Origin of the sequence: Desulfosarcina ovata subsp. ovata (genome assembly GCF_009689005.1) — a bacterium.
In the GTDB taxonomy this organism is placed as follows: Bacteria; Desulfobacterota; Desulfobacteria; order Desulfobacterales; family Desulfosarcinaceae; genus Desulfosarcina; species Desulfosarcina ovata.
In genome coordinates this window covers 4952683-4972033 of the sequence record NZ_AP021879.1, presented here as the reverse complement: position 1 = coordinate 4972033, position 19351 = coordinate 4952683, and the positions used below count along the sequence as shown (strand labels likewise).

The 19351-nt window shown below is 58.4% G+C and carries 18 protein-coding genes; 8 read left to right on the top strand and 10 right to left on the bottom strand.

Annotated elements, in window-relative coordinates:
• The first annotated feature begins 242 nt into the window (after positions 1-242).
• Complete coding sequence (mobB, locus tag GN112_RS21920; RefSeq protein ID WP_155312169.1) at positions 243-734, top strand: molybdopterin-guanine dinucleotide biosynthesis protein B; 492 nt, start codon at positions 243-245, stop codon at positions 732-734.
• Between the two features lie 239 nt (positions 735-973).
• Positions 974-2482 (top strand): sensor histidine kinase, encoded by a 1509-nt coding sequence (locus tag GN112_RS21915; protein WP_155312168.1) that lies wholly within the window; start codon positions 974-976, stop codon positions 2480-2482.
• A gap of 120 nt (positions 2483-2602) precedes the next feature.
• Here the strand turns inward: GN112_RS21915 and GN112_RS35365 are convergent, their stop codons facing one another.
• Positions 2603-2965, bottom strand: a complete 363-nt coding sequence (locus tag GN112_RS35365) for a hypothetical protein (protein ID WP_414736129.1) — start codon at positions 2963-2965, stop codon at positions 2603-2605.
• Between the two features lie 162 nt (positions 2966-3127).
• Between GN112_RS35365 and GN112_RS35360 the strand changes: the two genes are divergently transcribed.
• The 5 genes from GN112_RS35360 to GN112_RS21890 all read left to right on the top strand — a co-directional run bounded on the left by GN112_RS35360 (position 3128) and on the right by GN112_RS21890 (position 8402).
• Positions 3128-3319 (top strand): hypothetical protein, encoded by a 192-nt coding sequence (locus GN112_RS35360; RefSeq protein WP_414736128.1) that lies wholly within the window; start codon positions 3128-3130, stop codon positions 3317-3319.
• Positions 3320-3321: 2 nt separating this feature from the next.
• Positions 3322-4698 carry a sigma-54-dependent transcriptional regulator gene (locus tag GN112_RS21905; protein ID WP_155312166.1) on the top strand — a complete coding sequence of 459 codons (1377 nt, stop codon included), beginning with the start codon at positions 3322-3324 and terminating at the stop codon, positions 4696-4698.
• A gap of 274 nt (positions 4699-4972) precedes the next feature.
• On the top strand, positions 4973-5581 hold the full coding sequence (locus tag GN112_RS21900; protein ID WP_155312165.1) for an RNA polymerase sigma factor: 609 nt from the start codon (positions 4973-4975) through the stop codon (positions 5579-5581).
• The gene (locus GN112_RS21895) at positions 5571-5840 is read left to right on the top strand and encodes an anti-sigma factor family protein (RefSeq protein WP_155312164.1); all 270 of its coding nucleotides are present in this window, start codon (positions 5571-5573) and stop codon (positions 5838-5840) included. Before GN112_RS21900 ends, GN112_RS21895 begins: the two co-directional genes overlap by 11 nt.
• Before the next feature lie 627 nt (positions 5841-6467).
• Positions 6468-8402, top strand: a complete 1935-nt coding sequence (locus GN112_RS21890) for a response regulator (RefSeq protein WP_155312163.1) — start codon at positions 6468-6470, stop codon at positions 8400-8402.
• A gap of 7 nt (positions 8403-8409) precedes the next feature.
• On the opposite strand, the gene amrS is transcribed toward GN112_RS21890, so the two are convergent.
• The 5 genes from amrS to GN112_RS21865 form a co-directional block, all read right to left on the bottom strand.
• Positions 8410-9594 (bottom strand): AmmeMemoRadiSam system radical SAM enzyme, encoded by a 1185-nt coding sequence (amrS, locus tag GN112_RS21885; protein WP_155312162.1) that lies wholly within the window; start codon positions 9592-9594, stop codon positions 8410-8412.
• Positions 9581-11641 carry a spermine/spermidine synthase domain-containing protein gene (locus GN112_RS21880; protein WP_155312161.1) on the bottom strand — a complete coding sequence of 687 codons (2061 nt, stop codon included), beginning with the start codon at positions 11639-11641 and terminating at the stop codon, positions 9581-9583. Before GN112_RS21880 ends, amrS begins: the two co-directional genes overlap by 14 nt.
• 22 nt (positions 11642-11663) lie before the next feature.
• A complete protein-coding gene (gene amrB / locus GN112_RS21875) occupies positions 11664-13157 on the bottom strand; it encodes an AmmeMemoRadiSam system protein B (protein ID WP_155312160.1) in 1494 nt (497 codons plus the stop codon).
• Between the two features lie 114 nt (positions 13158-13271).
• Positions 13272-13670: a hypothetical protein gene (locus GN112_RS21870; protein ID WP_155312159.1), complete on the bottom strand. Its 399-nt coding sequence runs from the start codon at positions 13668-13670 to the stop codon at positions 13272-13274.
• 115 nt (positions 13671-13785) lie between these two features.
• Complete coding sequence (locus GN112_RS21865) at positions 13786-14829, bottom strand: zinc-dependent alcohol dehydrogenase family protein (RefSeq protein ID WP_231717091.1); 1044 nt, start codon at positions 14827-14829, stop codon at positions 13786-13788.
• A gap of 185 nt (positions 14830-15014) precedes the next feature.
• Between GN112_RS21865 and GN112_RS21860 the strand changes: the two genes are divergently transcribed.
• Complete coding sequence (locus tag GN112_RS21860) at positions 15015-15191, top strand: hypothetical protein (protein WP_155312158.1); 177 nt, start codon at positions 15015-15017, stop codon at positions 15189-15191.
• A gap of 13 nt (positions 15192-15204) precedes the next feature.
• Here GN112_RS21860 and GN112_RS21855 read toward each other — a convergent pair whose 3' ends face one another.
• The 4 genes from GN112_RS21855 to GN112_RS21840 all read right to left on the bottom strand — a co-directional run bounded on the left by GN112_RS21855 (position 15205) and on the right by GN112_RS21840 (position 19339).
• Positions 15205-15765 (bottom strand): hypothetical protein, encoded by a 561-nt coding sequence (locus GN112_RS21855; RefSeq protein ID WP_155312157.1) that lies wholly within the window; start codon positions 15763-15765, stop codon positions 15205-15207.
• A gap of 144 nt (positions 15766-15909) precedes the next feature.
• On the bottom strand, positions 15910-16851 hold the full coding sequence (locus tag GN112_RS21850) for a ribose-phosphate diphosphokinase (protein WP_155312156.1): 942 nt from the start codon (positions 16849-16851) through the stop codon (positions 15910-15912).
• A gap of 89 nt (positions 16852-16940) precedes the next feature.
• A complete protein-coding gene (locus GN112_RS21845; RefSeq protein ID WP_155312155.1) occupies positions 16941-18440 on the bottom strand; it encodes a SagB/ThcOx family dehydrogenase in 1500 nt (499 codons plus the stop codon).
• Positions 18437-19339: a TIGR01777 family oxidoreductase gene (locus GN112_RS21840; RefSeq protein ID WP_155312154.1), complete on the bottom strand. Its 903-nt coding sequence runs from the start codon at positions 19337-19339 to the stop codon at positions 18437-18439. Before GN112_RS21840 ends, GN112_RS21845 begins: the two co-directional genes overlap by 4 nt.
• Positions 19340-19351: the final 12 nt, after the last annotated feature.

Sequence of the window (19351 nt, the reverse complement as noted above, 5' to 3'; positions counted from 1 at the left end):
GAGAACGACCGGAATCGGCCGAGATGTTTTAGAAATGTAGCCGCTTATGACATTTTGGTCAAGTCTCGTCACCATTTTCCGAACGGGAGCATCATGAGGAGCAAACTGACCCTACATTATCAGGAACGGCCGCCAGGCACTTCCGGCTTGACATTGCCGCTTGGCGGGCTTAGTTATCTTGGTTACCCGATAGTGGTGACGATCCTATTTTAATTTTAAGCAAACGCATAAAGGAGCAACACTTGCCGCCAGTTCTTTCCATCGTGGGCAAGTCGGAATCCGGCAAAACCACACTTCTCGAAAAACTCATTCCTGTTCTGAAACGCCGGGGGTTGCGCATCGGCATCGTCAAGCATGCCCACCACGGCTTCGATATGGATCGCAAGGGCAAGGACAGCCACCGGCACCGGCAAGCCGGGGCCGACGCAGTGATGATCGCCTCACCCGGGCAGATTGCCATGATCAAGGATGTTCCTAGTGAATCGCTAAATGATCTGGTTCCGTTCTTCAGTGATATGGACTTATTGATATCGGAGGGATTCAAACGGGACCGGGCACCCAAAATTGAGATATTCAGACCCGAACGGCATCGACAGCCCGCCTGCCTTGACGATGAAAACCTGATGGCCATGATCTGCGACACGCCCATGGCGGTTGGCGTCCCTCAATTTTCGACATCCGACGTCGAGGCCATCGCCGACTTCATCATCGATCGGTTTCTGCCGGGCCGGTAGGATTACGGCCACAAGGCCGATAGAAAACACCTGCCGCCACCGCCGGAAGAAACCGGCGGGAACCCCCGATTCAGTGTAACGACCGATTGCCGGTTACGTTTATTGCGCGCCAGGGTTACGTTTTCTGCACATGCCTGAGCCATTTGCTTTGCCGATATGAGTTGTGTTAACGGATACGGCATCCTTTTCCACCGCGCAGATCCTTCGGCCACGTGGCAGAACCGGTTCAGGTGGAAGGGATGGAGCACAGCGCGTCCCCTCTCAAGAAAGTCGAACCACCCATGAACCTCCGATTCGGTATCACCGGAAAACTGATCGTATGGTTTCTTGTTGTCATCGTTATCTTTTACGGGACCATTTTTGTCCTCTACATCAATGTTCAGCAGGTGGTCCGGCTGTCCGGCTCCATTGTGGCCAAAAACTACGCCATCGCGTCGGCCACGAAAAAGATGACCGAATCCCTTTTAAGCATGGAAGAAAACCGGCAGAAATTCCTGCTGCTGAAAAAAGATGATTATCTCAACTTTTACAATGACGCCCAACGCACCTTCGAAGACAATCTGACCCAGGTCATTCGTTTGACGGCCATGGGCCACAAAATTTCCGAAGTGTGGCAGCAGATCGGCAGGGCGTATAAAAACTATCCCGGTTCTGCCACGGTTTCCGCTTACCTGACGGCTGGGCTCCGCCCCCCCGATGCGGTGGATGGATTCTGGATCCCCGAAACCGTCATCAATAACTGGATCAATCAAATATCCGCTGAGCGGTTGAATAATGAACAGGAAATCGAGGTGGCCAACCGCGAACTCAACCGCAAGGGACGCCTCTCGGCAAAAAATGGGCTTATCGGCATCGCTGTCTCCAGTCTGGTTGGCCTTTTGGGCATTTTCTACCTGGCGTACTCCATGGTCCGCCCCTTGCGGGAACTGATGGAGGGAATCCGGGCCATCTCCTCGGACCGCCTCAACACGCCTCTGAAAATTCGCAGCCAGGATGAATTCGGGGAACTGGCCCATGCCTTTAACGAAATGTCCCAGCGCCTGCGCAAGGAAGAGCGCATGCGGTCCGATTTCATCTCCATGCTGAGCCATGAAATCCGAACGCCGCTCACCTCCATCCGTGAATCGGTCAATATGATCAGGGAAGAGGTGATGGGCCCGATCAACAACCGCCAGCAGAAATTTCTCGAAATCGCCGGATCGGAAATCACCCGCATCAGCGATCTGCTCAGCCATCTGATGCAGGCCTCACGGCTAGAACCCGGTCTGCTCAACATGCGGTTAGAGCCCATCGACCCGCACACCTTCGTTACCGAATGTACCGACAGTATCAAACTGGCCGCCGAAGCCAAGCATATCGGTCTGGCCGTTCAGGTACCGGCCCAGCTTCCACCGATCGTCGGAGACCCCAAGCAGCTTCAGCAGGCCATGCTGAACTACCTGTCCAATGCCGTAAAATTTTCCGAACCCGACACCCAGGTGACCGTGGGGGTTCGCTACAACCGCAATCAAAAACGGATCTCCTTTTTTGTCAGTGACCAAGGCCCCGGGATTCTGGAGGGAGACCAGGCATTTCTGTTCAACAAATACTATCGCGGACAACGGGAGCGGGAACGTCTGGAAGGCGTCGGCCTGGGGCTGAGCATCGTTAAAAACATTGTCGAATCCCACCATGGTACGGTGTGGGTCAACAGTCAGGTGGGCCACGGCAGCACCTTTGGATTCACCCTGCCCTGCGCACCGGAATAATCCTTGTGCCAGACCAAACGGGTAACAATTTTTGAATTTTCTTGAATTGTCACCCAGGGGTGATTAAAAAGGAGGATTGAATCTGATCATCCATGTGCATGGCGGCAGACGCCGCCCGGCTCAGACAGGATATCGTAAGGCCTTTATCGGAACGGAAACCCAATGACGACCCCATCGCGCACATACCATTTGCCGCTGCTCATCCTGTTGATCCTTGTTGCCATGCTGACGGGCTGCGCATCTGTTTTTCAGGATCTTGACGACCAAATACACCGCCGTCAGTTCCGAGCCGACCATGAGGCCTTTGATCAAATCTTGGCCATTTACGACAGCGGCGACGTTGAAACCGCCCTGGCCCGTTTTGAAACCCTGGCAAGCACCAGCGCCAGTCCGAGAATTGCCCGCAAAGCGAGACTGGGGGAAATCTGCTGCCGCCTGATCCTGGCTGAAACCCCGGCAGAATACACTGCTGAGATCGGTCATTGGCAGCAGTTTATCGACTCGATGTCCGAAACGCGGGAAGCGTTGGATCCAGTCCTCATCGACGCTTTGGTATTGCGCATGATCCCCAAACACCTTCTGCAAGCCCTTATGATCCCACCATCCAAGGCATCCACCACCGCCCCGACGAGTGCTGAAAGCTGCATGGAAATAGAAAAGCTCAAGGCCGAACTTGCGGTTTTAAAGAAAAAAGCGGAACAGACCGCCGAATTGCAGCGCCAGCTGGATGACGTTATGGTCGAAAACCAATCGCTCAAGGAAAAAATCAAGGCACTGGAAGCCATCGATCAGAATATTCAGAAAAAAAAGACGGAAATCTCGGCACCAAGTGAGTAACCATGAAAGATAATATTTCCTCCCAATCCGTCCTGGTTGTTGACGACGATCGCAATGTCCTTGAAGTTATAGATGCACGCTTGTCCAGTTGCGGGCTTTCCGTTCACAAAGCCGACAACGGCCGCCAGGCCCTTCAGATCCTGAAGTCGCATCAAATCGACCTGGTGGTTTCCGATATCAAAATGCCCGAGATGGACGGCATGACCCTGCTATCCGAAATCATCCAGACGCAGCCCGGTCTTCCGGTGATTTTCCTGACGGCTTACGCCAACGTCCCCGATGCCGTTAATGCCGTGAAATCAGGGGCTGTCGATTACGTGGAAAAGCCTTTTGATGGAAAAACACTGACCGAAAAGATCCAGACCATTCTGAAGGAGTTCCAGATTCCGGGAGCCCCTCCGCCGGTGGATATGGCAGCCGACATGGAGGAAGAAGATCCGGTGAAAAGCCCGGCGATGAAGAACCTGCACGGGTTGGTTAAGAAAGTGGCCAACAGCAGTGTCAATGTGCTGCTCCTGGGGGAAAGTGGCGTTGGAAAGGAACGTATTGCCAATCGGATTCATCGGCTGGGCCCCCGGCGAAAAAAACCGTTTGTGGTTGTCGATTGCGGAGCGACACCCGCCGGACTGCTGGAAAGCGAACTCTTTGGTCATGTCAAGGGATCGTTTACCCATGCCGTAAGCGATAAGAAAGGGCTGATCGAGACCGCGGATACGGGCACCCTTTTTCTGGACGAAATTGGCAATATCTCTCACGAAATGCAAATCCGGCTGCTCCGTTTTATCGAGGACCGGACCATCCGCAGAATCGGCGGACTCAAGGGAACCGCCGTGGACTGCCGGATTATCGCGGCCACCAATGCGGATCTGGGCGAAGCCATCAAGGCCGGTCGGTTCAGGGAGGATCTTTTTTTTCGCCTCCGGGTGGTGACCCTCACCATCCCTCCCCTGAGGGAACGCAAGGCCGACATTCCCTCTCTGGTAGACCATTTTGCCCGGCATTACTGCCAGCAGCACAACGTGCCCGCCGTCGACATCCCCACGGAAACGATGGATTGGCTGTGCGACTACCCATGGCCGGGCAATGTCCGGGAGCTGAAAAATGCCATCGAAGGGGGGATCGTCCTGTGCCGGGACAGGACCCTGCTACCTGACGATTTTCACCTCATGGGCATCGAGGACACCTGCAGCGCCGTGGTGGCCGATGAGGACTGCCTCTCTTTGGAAGAGAGTGAAAAAAACACCATTCTTCGGGCGCTCGAACAGACCGGCGGCATCCAGAAAGAAGCCGCAGAGGTACTGGGCATCAGCCGGCGGGCGATCCATTACAAAATAAAAAAATACGGCATCGATGCCGGCAGCATCAAGGCCCGACATTAACCCTGTTCTATAGACGTTTTGCCGCAACCCCGTTCGCGGCATCGGGTTGTAACCCCATCCCCCTGCCCGTCTCATTACGGCTTAGCAACACCGATATCGGGCAATGGGTCATCTGTGGACGAACACGATCTGACGGGAGGGGCAACAATGAAAGAGATACTGACACTTCTGGCAGTCCTGGGCATCTGGGTACTGCTCCAGGCCTACATTCTACCGAAACTGGGCATCACCACATGAATGCGCGATGCCTGTCAGGTGACAAGCAAAAAAAACAATGCCGAATCCGTCGGACCCACCAAAAAACAACGATAATGACGCAGAGCTGATTCGATCGATCAACGACGGACGCCAGGAGCTGTTTTTTGAACTGGTCAGGCGTTACGAAAAAAGCCTGTACAATTTTGGTCTGCGAATGTGCGGCAACCCCAGTGATGCCGAAGACATGGTCCAGGATACCTTCTTAAATGTCTTTCGGTATCTGAAGGGATTTCGTTACGAGACCAAATTCAAGAACTGGTTGTACCGGGTCGCCACCAGCGCCTGCCTGAAAAAAAAACGCCGATCCAAGTTTGCCCCTGAAAGAGAACTCTCGCTGGATGAATTTTTGCCGGCAGACGAAAGCGCCGTGAGTAAGGAGGTTCCCAGTTGGGCATCGCAACCGTTGACCCAGGTACTTGATGAAGAGCTGGGCGGAATCATCCGCAACGCCTTGCTGGAGCTTCCTGAAAAATATCGACTGGTCATCGTTTTACGGGATGTGGAAGGATTCAGCACCCAGGAAGCAGCGGAGATACTGGACCTGACGCCCAGCAACATCAAGGTGAGGTTGCATCGGGCACGACTTTTTCTAAGAGAAGCATTGAGGACCTATTATGAAACGTAATAATCCGAAGCATGCCCATCAGGGCTGCATCGCACTCTTTGAACGTCTTTCCGAGTATATTGACAGGGAACTGGACCCTCCCACCTGCCGCGATATCGAAGCTCACATCGAATCGTGCAAACCCTGCCAGGTGTGCCTGGAAACCCTGAAACAGACCGTGGACCTGTGCCGCCATCTGCAGCGCCAGCAGGTTCCCGAAACCTTTTCTCTCAAGTTGAGGGAAGTCATCTTCGACCTGGTTGAAAAAAAACCGGGCTGACCCCGCAAAGCTTCCCTCTTTCTATCCACTTCTTTTGTCCACCGTGGACGATCCACACCGGGTTGACCATCCGAAACCGGCCATGATTGCTGGTCCATCGCCATCGGCAGTTGACAAGATGGCCAGATAAACATAGACTTACGCCAGTTACACCTGCAGTATACCTGACAAAATCGGAACGAAACTGGCTGTTGCCGTGCAGATTGCTACTGAATTACTTCGCAGGGTATCAAGTGGATGCATTCCAATATGCATACCGGTTCCTTTCACTGATCAATATTGCCCTGTCCCTCGTACAACTCGTACGGGCGGCCAATCGACCGGCCGGCCTCGCTCATTCGTTATCGGAAACCTGTCGGTGCGTTACCAAACGATTAGGAATGACGGTAGGTATACCGGAGAAACAGTTGGCGATGGCGGCCCATGAAGCCATACCAGTCGCGGATGCTCCCGTTCCACAGGCCTCGATCAATTTTCCAACAGGTCCATCCAAAAAGGATGTCAAGGCCATAACGAAAACGCCGATGGAATAGATTTGAATGCTGCTGGAAACTGAATCTTCAAACGTCAAACCCGTTGAAAAAAATGCCACTGTTCTGGAGTTAACCCCATAAAAGCGAGCGTTGCATGGAGTCCCAACCCCGAATATTGATCTGCGACGATGATCTCCTGATGGCCGAAAGCATCAAAGCCATACTGGGCGCCGGCAGCTACCAGATCCAGACCACGACCAATTCCCGGCATGCCCTTACATTGATCCATGCCGACCTGCCTGATCTGGTTATCCTGGATGTGATCATGCCCGAAATGACCGGCTTTGAAATTCTCGATTCCGTCGACCGGGAACGCTGTGACGCAGCCTTTATCATGGTCACCGGTGAGGCCTCCGTGGATTCGGCCATCAAGGCCATTCGCAAAGGGGCCAGCGATTACGTACGAAAACCGTTCGAACCCGAAGAGCTGATGATCCGAGTTGAAAACGTATTGAAGCAGAGGCAGATGCAGCGTGAAAACATCTGTTTTGAGATCGAAAAACGCAAACTGAAGAATCAACTGCGCCAGTCCCAGAAAATGGAAGCCATCGGCACCCTGGCCGGCGGCATCGCTCATGATTTCAACAATGTCCTGAGCATCATTCTGGGCAACACGGAACTGGCCCTGGCCGATATGCCCTGCGGTGAGCCGACGCGGCTCAATCTGGAACGGATCGTTACGGCCAGCCTGCGCGCCCGCGAAATGATCCAGCAGCTGCTCAGCTTCAGCCGCAAGGAGGAATCCGGATGCAAACCCATACGGCTCAATACGGTCATCACGGAGTCCCTGAAACTGATGCGGGCATCCCTGCCCACCAATATTTCCATTGAACGGAACGTCTGTGACACCCAATGCACCACCATCGCCGATGCCACACAGATTCATCAGGTCATGCTCAACCTGTGCACCAATGCCGCCCATGCCATGGAACCCGACGGCGGTGTACTCTCGGTTCGCCTTGAACCGGTGACGCTGGACAGCCTATCCGCCGCCGATTTGGATAACCTCATTCCCGGCAACTACGCCAGACTGGTGGTCGCCGACACCGGCCACGGAATCGAAAAAGAAATCATCGACCGGATTTTCGACCCCTATTTCACCACCAAAGAGACCGGCAAAGGCACCGGCATGGGACTTTCCGTCGTCCATGGCATCATCAAGAGCAGCGGAGGGACGATCCGTGCATTCAGCCGCCCGGGTCGTTTCACCGAGTTTCAACTCTATCTGCCGGTCGCCGACATGCCGGCAAGCATCGATCCGTCAACATTCGATCAGCAGGGACTGCCGGGAGGCCATGAGCACATCATGATCGTCGATGACGAAGAGATGCTCGTGGACATGATGCGGCAAATACTGGAACAACTGGGCTACACCGTCACGGCGTACACCAGCAGCAACACGGCATTGGATGCCTTTCTGGCCGATCCGGGCCGTTTCGACCTGCTCATTACCGACATGACCATGCCGGGAATAACGGGAACCGGCCTGAGCAAAGCGGTCAAACGGACACGCACCGATCTTCCGATTATTCTCTGCACCGGATACAACGAGCAAATCAGCGAAGACAATGCCCAATCACTGGGAATCCAGGCCCTGATCATGAAACCGGTGGGAATGCAGCATTTGGCGGAAACCATCCGCCGTGTATTAACCACACCCGCATCCACAGAACGCCGCCGGTCCCCTCGCTATGCCGCACCGGCGGGCGCGTTTGTGGTTTCCCAGACGTACCCTTACGAGCGTTGCAGCCTGATCGATATCAGCGCGGGGGGGTTGGCCTACGGACACGAGATGGATTCCCGCTCGGGTCATCTTCCGGACTGGCTCTCCATCATGACACCGGATGGGGAAATTTTCATGGATGGGCTACACTGCCGAACCATCGCGGACATTGCTGCCGACAGCGGCATCGGGATGCCCGGGAAATTCCATACCCGGCGCAGTGTCTGCTTCGAAAATGTCACCACGCACCAGATGGACCGGATTAATCAGTTTATCCACCATTTTGCTACGCAAAAGGACCACTGATCCTCCCTCAAGTACCATCCTCAGGCCACACGCCGGGAATCGGCGTCCCGCAGAATCGGCAGTGGCCGGCCTTGATGTTCAGGGTCGGGATACGGTAGCCCTGCCGCTCCACAAGCAACCGTTTGCACTGGTGGCAGTAGGTATGGTTGCCCGCATGTCCCGGCACGTTTCCCAAATAGACATAATGCAGCCCCTCGGCCAGGGCCTGTTCACGGAAATGGATCAGGGTCGCCACCGGGGTGGGTGACAACCGATCCAGCCGGTAGCGGGGAAAAAATCGCAGCAGGTGAAGGGGGTGGTCAGGCCCCAAATTCTCCAAAATCCAGGCGCACATGCGCTGGATCATCTCAATGGTGTCCCCATATCCCGGAACCACCAGGTGGGTCATTTCAAAATGAACCCCCTGCCGGTGTAAGGTAACGAAGGTATCCAGCACCGGTTGCAAGCGTCCACCGTTCAGTCGCCGATAAATTGCATCGCTGATGGACTTGAGGTTCACGTTGGCTCCGTCCAGGACGTTACAAAGGGCCAGCAGCGGCTCCCGATTGATGTAACCGTTTGACACCCAGACGTTTTTCAACCCCTTGGCACGAGCCAGGCGCGCCGTGTCGATCATGTACTCGTAAAAGGTGGTCGGTTCGCTGTAGGTATAGGCAATGGCGGTGCTGGCGCTTTGTTCGGCCGCCGCAACAACGGCCTCGGGAAACAGCTCCATGTGGCGCACATCTTCCGGCCGGGACTGGGAGATCTCCCAATTCTGGCAATTGAGGCAACGGAAATTGCACCCGGCAGCAGCGATGGAAAACACCCACGTAGCCGGCAGAAAATGATACAGCGGCTTCTTTTCGATGGGATCGAGATTGGCCGAGCAGGCATTGCCGTAAGCCAGGCTGTACAGGGTGCCCCCCAGGTTCACCCGACTGCGGCAGACGCTACGGTCACCCGGCGATAACCGGCAACGGTTGGGGCACAGGGTGCACATAACGGCATCTTTATCCAACCGCTTGAAATAGAGGGCGGTGGTCGACCATTTCCACAACGCTGCCGGTGCGTCCTGTTTGAAGATGTGCCCCCGGATATCATCGACGGAATTGCCGCCACCGGAAAAGGGCCATCCGGCATGGCCGGTCGCCGCGCTGCACAATCCCGCCGCAGCGGTCAGCATGAACTGTCGTCGGTTAAGCGGTTTCATCGATCGTTCCCGCCACCACCAGGCTGATCATTTTGATGCCAGCCAGGCAAAAGGTCGCCCCAATGAGTCCCAGAAAGGGAATCAGCATCAGGCTGACCAGTAAAACGCCACCGGCTGCGCCCAACAGGTCCGCGGAAAAGCTTCGCGCGGCAGCAACGGTACCATCTCCGGCAACCCGTAGCGCCAGGGGAAACTGGAACCCACAAAAAAAGGAGATCAGCAGTCCGAAAAAATATAGGAGCGGGACGGACAGGGCCTGCCGGGCGAAAATGAGAAGCAGGGCAAACAGCACCAGCAGCACGCCTAAAAGCAGATCCGCCATCATCAATGCGCGGCGCCGGTCTCCGCCGAACCGGCCCCCGGTCCAGGCACCCGGCAACAGGCCGGCCAGGAAAACGGTCACCAGCATTCCGAGCTCAAGATAAATATAACCGTAAAGGACCTGAAAGGTAAAGATGGCCACCATTTCCGCACCAATATTGATGCCGCCGGAGGTGAGCAGCACCCATTGGGGGCGAGAAATGCGGGTCAGGTAGAACAGTGTCGCCAGGGCCAGGGCCACCCCGAACCAGAGCGGTGATTCACCGTGGCGCACCAGCCAGCCGACAAAGGCCATCCGCATCAGATAGGGATTGAAATCCAGATTGAGCGGTGTGGCGGTGTTCACCAGGGCATTGATCTGACGAATCCGCGCATCGGTCAGGTCGCCGCTGAAGTAGCGCTGGATATACGCAGTGGGGATGGATTTCGCTTTCAGAAGCAACGGAATGTCCGTTCGAACCGGGCCATCCCGGCAAAGGAAGATCAGACGCTGCCCCGGCATGAGTGTGACCTGGCTGAAAAATCGAGCGGCCGTATTGGCCAGGCAGGAGAGTTGGCGCTGCCGCGTCGGGGAGACGTAATCGGCCACCCCCTCGGCGGCAAAGCTCAACACGCCGCCCGGCACGAGATGGGCCTTGGCCAGGGCAAAGAAACCGGCGGTGAAAAAACGGTTTACCTGGTAGGTGTCCGGCTCCGACAAATTCACCAGGATGGCATCGTAGGCCACCGATGTCTTCATCAGGTAGGCCCGGGCGTCATCGGCAATGATCTTCAGACCGGGAATGGATGCCACCAGCCCATATTCGTGTTGCAGCCGGGCGGCAAGGGGATCCAGCTCCACATAATCGATCATTTCGGGATGGTATTTGATCACCTCGGCCATCATGCCCCCCACCGTGGAGACCAGCAGCAGCCGTCGGGGGTGGGCAACCTGGGCCAGCGGGAAGTGAACCAGTTCTTCCGCCAGGGCCGGATCCTGGGACGAAATGCCCGGCTGGCCGTCGTTGAAGAGAGTGATTTCACCTTCGTTATCGACCACTTCGATGCGACCGTAACGGCTCTCGGCATAAAACACCCGCCGGCCGTTCCGGTCGGGCAGCGTCTCCCGTTCCCAGGCCACCCCGGCCCCCAGGGTCAGCATGGCCACGAGGATGCCGGCGATGGTTCGGCGGCGCATGCTTCCCTGCAACCGGAAAAGCGCGGCCAGAAGCGGCAGATGCACGGCAAGAATCACCTGCAGTGGCGTCAGCCAAAAAACCAGGCCAATCGAAAAAATCGCCCCACCGGCCACATCTCCGGCATTATCGGCCATGTAGATGCGGTTGCCGGGATAGTCGGCGGTTTGCTGTCGGGCAACCCGCAGGCTGTATGGCAGGACAAACCCCACCAGAACCGCATAGGGCCAGAGGGTCAGCCCAACGAAACCCAGGGTGGAGTAGAACCCCACCGACACCCCATGCAGAAAAATCAGGTCGCGCAACCATCGGATGGCCACGACCTGCCCCACCGCCAACACGGCCAAAAGGGATGAGAGCATGGCCAGGGTGGTTGGGGAGGCCGAAGGGGTTGGGTTGCCCCATCCCCGGGCCAGGGCCGTCCCCACACCGCCGAACATCAGCCAGCAGAAGAAGATCAGAGCAATGACGATCTCATTGCCCTGAAACTGGGCCAGGTATTCCCGGACAAAAACCAGCTGGGCGGGCACCGACGCAATGCCCGTGGTCACCACCACGCCACGGACACCGCCGTCAGCGTGTCTCTTCGAAGTATTGAACCTGATAGGTCTGAACCTCCAGATCCCCCTGGCGCCACTGGCCGGCCGGCAGTCCGGCTTTCATGCAGAGGTTGGAAAGAAACTGGTCCGGGCGCGGCAACTGCTCCCACACCTGGGGCAAAAAGGTGGCACTGGCGTACCCTCGGCGAATGATCACCCCGTCGATCCCCGGCCGCAGCTTGACCAGAAGATCATCTCCATCGCTGTAATCCAGCGGCACCGGATCGGTAAGCACGCTCACCTCGATGTGCACCTGATCCAGCTCCTTTCTGCTCAAGGGCGGAAAGCGGGGATCGTGAAAGGCCGCATTCAGGGCGTTGTCACGGACCCCGTCGACAATCGATCCCCGAGCAGAGAGGCTGCCGATGCAGCCGCGCAACTGGTTATCGATTTTCAGGGTCACAAAGGTGCCGCTTTTTGCCTTGAGGGCCGCATCGTCAAGCAGCGAGGCCAGGATCTGTTCGTCGGTCGCATCGATGGGATCGTTGAAATGGCGCAGCAAGGTCTGCCGGGCCAGGGTTACCAGGGCGACGCCCTGCCGGGAATCCAGCAGGGGGCGGGATTCGGACTGAGTCTGCATGGTCTCTTCTCCATAAAAAGCAACCGCCGCGTAGCCCACAACGGCATCTTTGGTGCCGGCAGTGTCGCCACTGTTGGCGTAGTGCAGCAGTTCCGGCCGCCAGTGACGCTCACGGGCCAGGGTCAGCAGCACGCCGATTGGATAACGGCCGCAGGTTCGATTTTCCTGATCCGACAGCCAGTCCGGATCCAGCGCCAAGATCCGGTCCAACGTCGCGTGGTCGCGCTTCACGGCGGCGTCATCGGGCAGGTAATGGGACAGATCGGCACTGATCACCAGCAACGTACGCGGGCCGTTGATCAGCGACGCGATGGCGCGGGCCATCCGGTTGGCATCACAGGGCCCCATCACCACGGGAATCAGTTCGAATGTCGACAGGCGGACCTGCAGAAATGGCAGGATCACCTCCAAGCTGTGTTCCCGCCGGTCCGATGCCGGGATCGTGGTGAACAGCGCCGGCCAACGCTGGCGCAACGTATGGCTGCCCACCGGCACGTCGCCAAGGGGCGTGCGCCAGTGGGAGGCTTCGGTCAATGCCGCATTGGAGAATCCCACACGGTGATCCGGCCCCATCAGAATCACACGATCAAAGGCATCCCGCTGGATGGCCGCAGCGGCATGGGCCGCCGTAAGGCCGGAATAGGCATACCCGGCGTGGGGCATGATCAGCGCCCGCAGACCGCGCCGCGGGTGGCCGCTTTTCTCCGCCAAGCCGGCCCGGGTCAGCAGGCGGTCCAGTTGTCGGCTCAGTTCCAGGCGGGTTTTCGGGTAAAAGGAGCCGGCCCAGGCCGGCTCGCGCACCCCGGCACCGGCGATGGCCGGCAGAAGCATGACCCATCCCAGACAAAACCAGCCAATCACAAAAAACAGATCGCGGTGGGTGAACACGCGGCCCCCTTCGTTTCAGCGAAACGATAGCGGTTGGTTGCGCGGGCAAACGGGAACAGACCCCATTTGATTCATGGACAGGAGTACAATGGGGCAAAACGGTGTGTCAAGGGATTACGGCAAGCTGTGATCGATGGGCAACGCCGTTGGTTCGGCGACATCATCAAGGGATGTGCCGGTATCAAGCTCCGAGACGCCGGAGGGCTGCGGCCAGTATCCGAGCAACACCCGCGATTCCGGGTCGATCCCGAAGTAATATCCTGCCGGGGCCAACCGTTTCATCAGCGGGAGAATACGCAACCGGAAAAGGTTTTCCTTGAACTCGCAACCGGCCGGCGTACGGCCCAGGTAGACCATGTCGTACAGTTCCGATTCGATCTGGCCGATCTCCCGGCGCATCTCGTGCATCAGGTTCATGGAATAGAGAAACCCCAGGCAGTTGTCGATCACAACGCCGATATCGCGATCCAGCCTGCTGATCAATTTGAAACCGTTGGCGATAAATGATCCCACGGCGGATTCTCCATATGGACATGGGGATAAATCGTTTTCGTTCCGGCAGTTACAAAGTATATCGGCCAGTTACAGAAAATGCTTTAGGGTGACGGAAAAAAAAGGCGCGGCATCGTCAGCGTGGTCCCATCACCAGAACCTTGGCTCCGCGGATTTTGCGGTTCTTCAACTCCAGCAGAGCCCGGTTGGCCTCGGACAGGTCGAAGGTCTCCACCTCGGGAATGATGGGGATCCGGTCGGCCAGATCCAGAAAACGGGAGACATCCGTCCGGGCCACGTTGGCGACACTCTTGATCTCCTTCTCGTGCCACAGATGCGTGGCGTAATCCATGTTGAGCAAGGCCTCACGGTCAGCCACCTCCTTGCGGATGGCGTTGATCACCAGCCGGCCGCCGGGCCTGAGGTTCCTGAGCGCCTCCACCACCGGCGTCCAGGCCGGCGTGGTATCGATAATCCGGTCCAGCGGTTGTGGTGCCGTGGCCTTGGTGTCCCCGGCCCAAACGGCTCCCAGGCTGCGGGCAAACTCCTGCTCGCCGGGACTCCTGGCAAATACGTAGACCGCCACATCCGGGAATTGGTGGCGGACCATCTTGAGCACCAGGTGGGCGGAGGCACCGAATCCGGTCAGGCCGAGACGCTGGCCATCCTTGAGCTGGCAGAGGGAGAGCGAACGGTAGCCGATGGCACCGGCACACAGCAATGGGGCCGCCTGGACATCGGAAAAGCGCTGGGGAATCGGGAAGGCGAAGTCCTGATGCACGGTCATGAATTCGGCATACCCCCCATGGGCATCCCGACCGGTGGCGGCGAATTCGGCACAGAGGTTTTCCAGCCCGGCCCGGCAATGGTCGCAACGGCCGCAGGCCCGATGGATCCAGGCCACCCCCACCCGCGCCCCCAAGGCGAACCGGTCGGCGCCGGAACCGGCAGCAGCCACCCGCCCCACCACCTGATGGCCGGGAATCACCGGAAAACGGGGCGGCGGGGTACGGCCTTCGATTTCGTCCAGTTCGGTATGGCAGACCCCGCAGGCGGTGATCTGAATGAGAATTTCGGCGTCACCGGGATCGGGGACGGGAACGGTCCGGGGAACCAGGGGGGCATCCCCGTCCGCCAGATCGTGGACGCGGGTCAGCATCATGGCTTTCATTTGATTCATGGTCGCATCGCATTTGGGGTTGGAATGATAGGTTCGACAAATATATTATATTTTACCACGGGCCGGAGCAATTGGCCATCACTACCGCATTTGGATTGATTATGGACGCCGGTCGCCCGAAAAAACACTCAAGCCGACCCGGGCGGCGGCCGATAGCAAAACAAACCGCAACCAAGGAGTAACCAATGGATGTGAGTACCGTTTCCTCGAATACGCTGGCCATGGCCAGTGCGTCACAACAGATGCAAACCGTCATGCAAGCCCAGATGGCCATGCTGAGCGAACTGGCCGAAAACCAGCAGGAGGTCGCTCAGCTGCTTACGCAAAGCAGCCTGGGACAGAATATCAATGTGATGGCCTAGCCACCGACGCCCCCTATTGACCATCCATGAAATATGCCAGATCCGATCGCGAACAGGCCGCCGCCCAGGCCATCACGGGCCTGGCGTAACGCCCGAGGGCGGCAAGGCGCGCAAAATGGCGGTGCATCCGATCTTCCGGCAATCGCCCGCAGAAAAATAGCAGCCGGGGACAAAGCAGGGCATTGATGTGGAAAATGCCTTGCCGGCGGCACACCTTGACCGCTTTTCCGTCATCGATGATCACGAAACGGCCCCTGCCGTTCAGATAATGGTGCAGCGTATCGCGTTCCCCTTGATGCAGTCGCTGGAGATCGGCGCATGCCCGGGCGGGAAGGGCCCCCATGGGGTCGCCCAGCAGGCGGAAACCCGATCGCCGGCCGACCAGCCGGCGCAGTCCATCGGCCCCCGGCCGGTCGGGCACGGTGACCTCTTTAAAAACGGAACGGGTCATGAAAAGCTGCAGCATCGCACAGCAATCGGCGATCAGCTCCGCCTTGAACAGCAGAATCGCCGAGGACGCATCGATGATCGCCGCTGGCAGTACTGGGCCACAATCGCATCCAGGGTCATTCATGGCATCGGTTCAGGCCGGCTGAAGAAACAGATCAGATAAGCAGCCGCATCGGCAGCGGCCGTAAATCCCTCTCCCCCCACCTGCCAAATTTCGCTGGTAATCTGCAAAACGTCACCTCTGTCGGGTGGCCAAAGGAAAGCCGTCTCAGTCGAACAGGGCGCCGACACTTTCGCCGGTGTGGATCCGCCGGATGGCCTCGGCAAAAAGGGGCGCCACGGAAAGGGTGTGAATCTTCTCCCGCTGCTTGTCCGGCGGCAGGTAGACCGTGTTGGTCACAACCACGGAGGCCATATCGCTGTTCACCAGCCGTTCCACGGCCGGACCGCAGAGCACCCCGTGGGTGGCGCCCACGTGAATGCTGTTGACACCGGCATTGGTCAGGGTCTTGACCGATTCGGCCAGTGTCCCTCCGGTTGAGATTTCGTCTTCAAAAATGATGGCATCACGCCCCTTCACGTCACCCACCACCAGTCCCTGGACCACCTTGGTGTCGGCAATGCGCCGCTTGTCGATAATGGCCATGGGCAGATGAATGCGTTTGGCGAAACGGCCGGCCCGCTTGGCACCGCCGGCATCGGTGGCCACGACCACGGCGTTGTCCAGATCCAGCTGGCGGCGAAAATGCTCGACAAAATAGGGCACGGCGGTCAGATGGTCCACCGGCACGCTGAAAAACCCATGTACGGCATCCGAATGCAGGTCCATGGTCAGCACACGGTTGGCCCCGGCGGTTTTGATCAGGTCGGCCATGAGCCGGCCGGCGATGGAGATCCGCGGAGCATCTTTCTTGTCCGAACGGGCGTAGGAGAAGTAAGGGATCACCGCCGTGATCCGCCGCGCCGACGCACTGCGCAACGCATCCAGGATAATGAACAGTTCCATGATGGTGTCGCCCACCGGGGCCGTAAACGGCTGGACGACGAACACATCCTTTTCACGGACATTCTCCTGGATCTGGACAAACAGATTGTCGTTGGAGAAACGAGACACCTCCATCTGGCTGAGGCTGATCCCCAGGAATTGGCAGATCGATTCGGCCAGCTTCGGATTGGCGCTGCCACTGAATACCTTCAGATCGGTCGACATGGTTGAACCCCCTGGCTGGTATGGAAAAAGCCGTTTTATACGCCGGCAGGAAATAGGGATCAACCCTTTTCAGGCCATTTTTCGGCGGATCAACGCCCTTTGAGCGGACCGATTCCGACCAGATAGAGCAGGGCCCCGTCGCGGGTCAGCCCCAGCAGATCGGCCGCTTCCCGATCGTAAATCGCCCCGATGCCGCAGGCGCCCCAACCCAGTGCCGTTGCCGCCAGGTAGGCCTGCTGACCCAGGCGGCCGGCTTCGAGCATGGCGTAACGGTATCCCCGCGCCCCCCAAGCTTGATCCAGCGCCTTTGGATCGGACACGAAAAGCAGGTGGAAAGCGGCATTTTTCAGCCACATCTGATCCAGGCAGGCGCGCGCCATGGATTCCAGCATGGCGCCACCGGCCAGCTGACCCAGCCGGCGACCGTGCGGATCGAATAGATAGGCCCCGGGGGCGACGGGCGTGCCGGCACCGGCCAGCAGACCGATGGCAACAATTTCCCCCGTTGGCATGCAGGTGCCCGCGACAGACGTGGCCATCGGATCCAGAAAAGCGGCCAGGTGGTCCATGGATATGGATTGGGAAACGAAATTCCGCCGCGAGCGGCGCTGCCACAATAGCCGTGCGTAGTCCGTATGCCCGGCGGGTGACGATGGTGGCAGATCGATCCATGTCCGGGGATGCCAGCCGGGGCTGACAGGCTGGCGCTCCCTTCCGGTGGCTGTCGGCGCGGGTCCATAACCGGCACGATGGATCTCCTGAATTTCAGTGTAGGTCACCTCCCTGGCGGAGACTCTCGATGCGTCGCGGATATCGTTGGGCAACGGGGATGGGTCGGCGACCGGGGCAAGCCTGCCCTTTCCCCCCTCACTGGAAAAAAGATGAACGCAAACCAGCCCGCCCTCCCGGCCCTCATCCAGTCCCAACAGGGCCGCGACGCGGGCGTCATCGAAATCCGTATGAACGCAAAAGCCCAGCCCCAGGGCCGTCAGGGCCAGGCGCAGGTTCTCCAGCAGGTGCCCGGCATCCAGCAGCACATACCGATAGGCCCGGCCTCTGTACTTCCAGGCGCTGCGAAAAAAAATGCCGCTGATGTAAATGGTGGCCGCAACGCGCCTGGCGGAGGAGGGCGTCAACGGCACCGCCCCTTCGCGCAGGCGGGTCAGGGCGAAATCGAAAAGATCGTAGTGGTAAACCCCAGCCGCAACCCCTTGAACGTCGTGAACGGCCAGGTACATTTCAAAAGGATAGAGGGCGCCGGCCGAAGCGATGCTGCGATAGTAAAACGGCTGGTCCCCGTGCATGCTGCGGGCGGTCACGGCATGGGTCAGGTGAAAAAGGGCCGCCAGGGTGTTCAGATCCAGATCCGTTTGAGGCGCCGGCACCGATTGACCGGCTTGGCATACCAGATCGGCATAGTCCATCTCCGGCATGCTCAGATCGGTGGGAAACGGGATCCGGGCCAATTGCGGGTATGGTTTTCTCGGACGCGGCTGATGGGCCCAATCCAGGGCATGGGGCGTCAGTCGGCCACGCCGGTAGCCGGTCAACCGGTGATAGGCGCTGGCCGTGCGGGCGGACCGGCTCATGGCCGCCGGACCAGATCGGCCAGGGCACGGTCCAGGTCGCCAAAGCGGAATGGAAAGTGCTCCGCCAAAAGCTGCCGGGGATGCACCTTCTGGCTGGCCAGCAGCACCTGGGCCACCTCGCCCAGCACCAGCTTCAATGCCGGTGAGGGGGCCGGCAACCAGGCCGGACGGCCCAAGGCGTCGCCCAGTCGGCTGGCAAAATCTTTCTGGCGGACGGTTTGCGGTGCGCAAAAATTGTAAATGCCGGCGGCGGTCTCACCGTCCAGGAGATACTGGATCCCGGCCAGCACATCGGCCAGGTGAATCCAGGCGAACCACTGCCGGCCGCTGCCCAGCGGGCCGCCGGCAAACCGCCGAAAGGCCGGCAGCATCCGGGCCAGGGCTCCGCCGCCGGCCCCCAGCACCACGCCAAAACGCATGATGCTTACCCGAACGCCCTTTTCCCCGGCCTGACGGGCGGTCTGTTCCCAATCGACGGCCAGGCGGGCCAGGAAATCATCTCCCGGCGCAGAGTCCTCGGTAAGGTCTTCATCCCCCCGGCTGCCGTAATAGCCCACCGCCGATGTGCTCAGCAAGCGTTGATGCCCGCCTTTCATCGCCTCAACGATGTTGCCGGTGGTGCGGATCCGGCTGTCGACCATACGGGCCTTGTAGCCCCTCGTCCAGCGCTTGAAAATCGTACAGCCGGTCAGGTTGACCACGGCGTCGGCCTCGGCCACGGCCGTTTGCCATGGACCGGCCTGGGTGGTGTCGGCGGAAAGCCAGGTAAACGCCGGCACCGATTCAAAGGGGTGGGTGCGGGATCGTCCCACCCCCGTAACGGTGGTTCCGGCATCCAGCAGAAAACGGCTCAAGGCCGTACCGACAAACCCGGATGCACCGGCAATAAAGACATGCATGGGGGCCTCCTG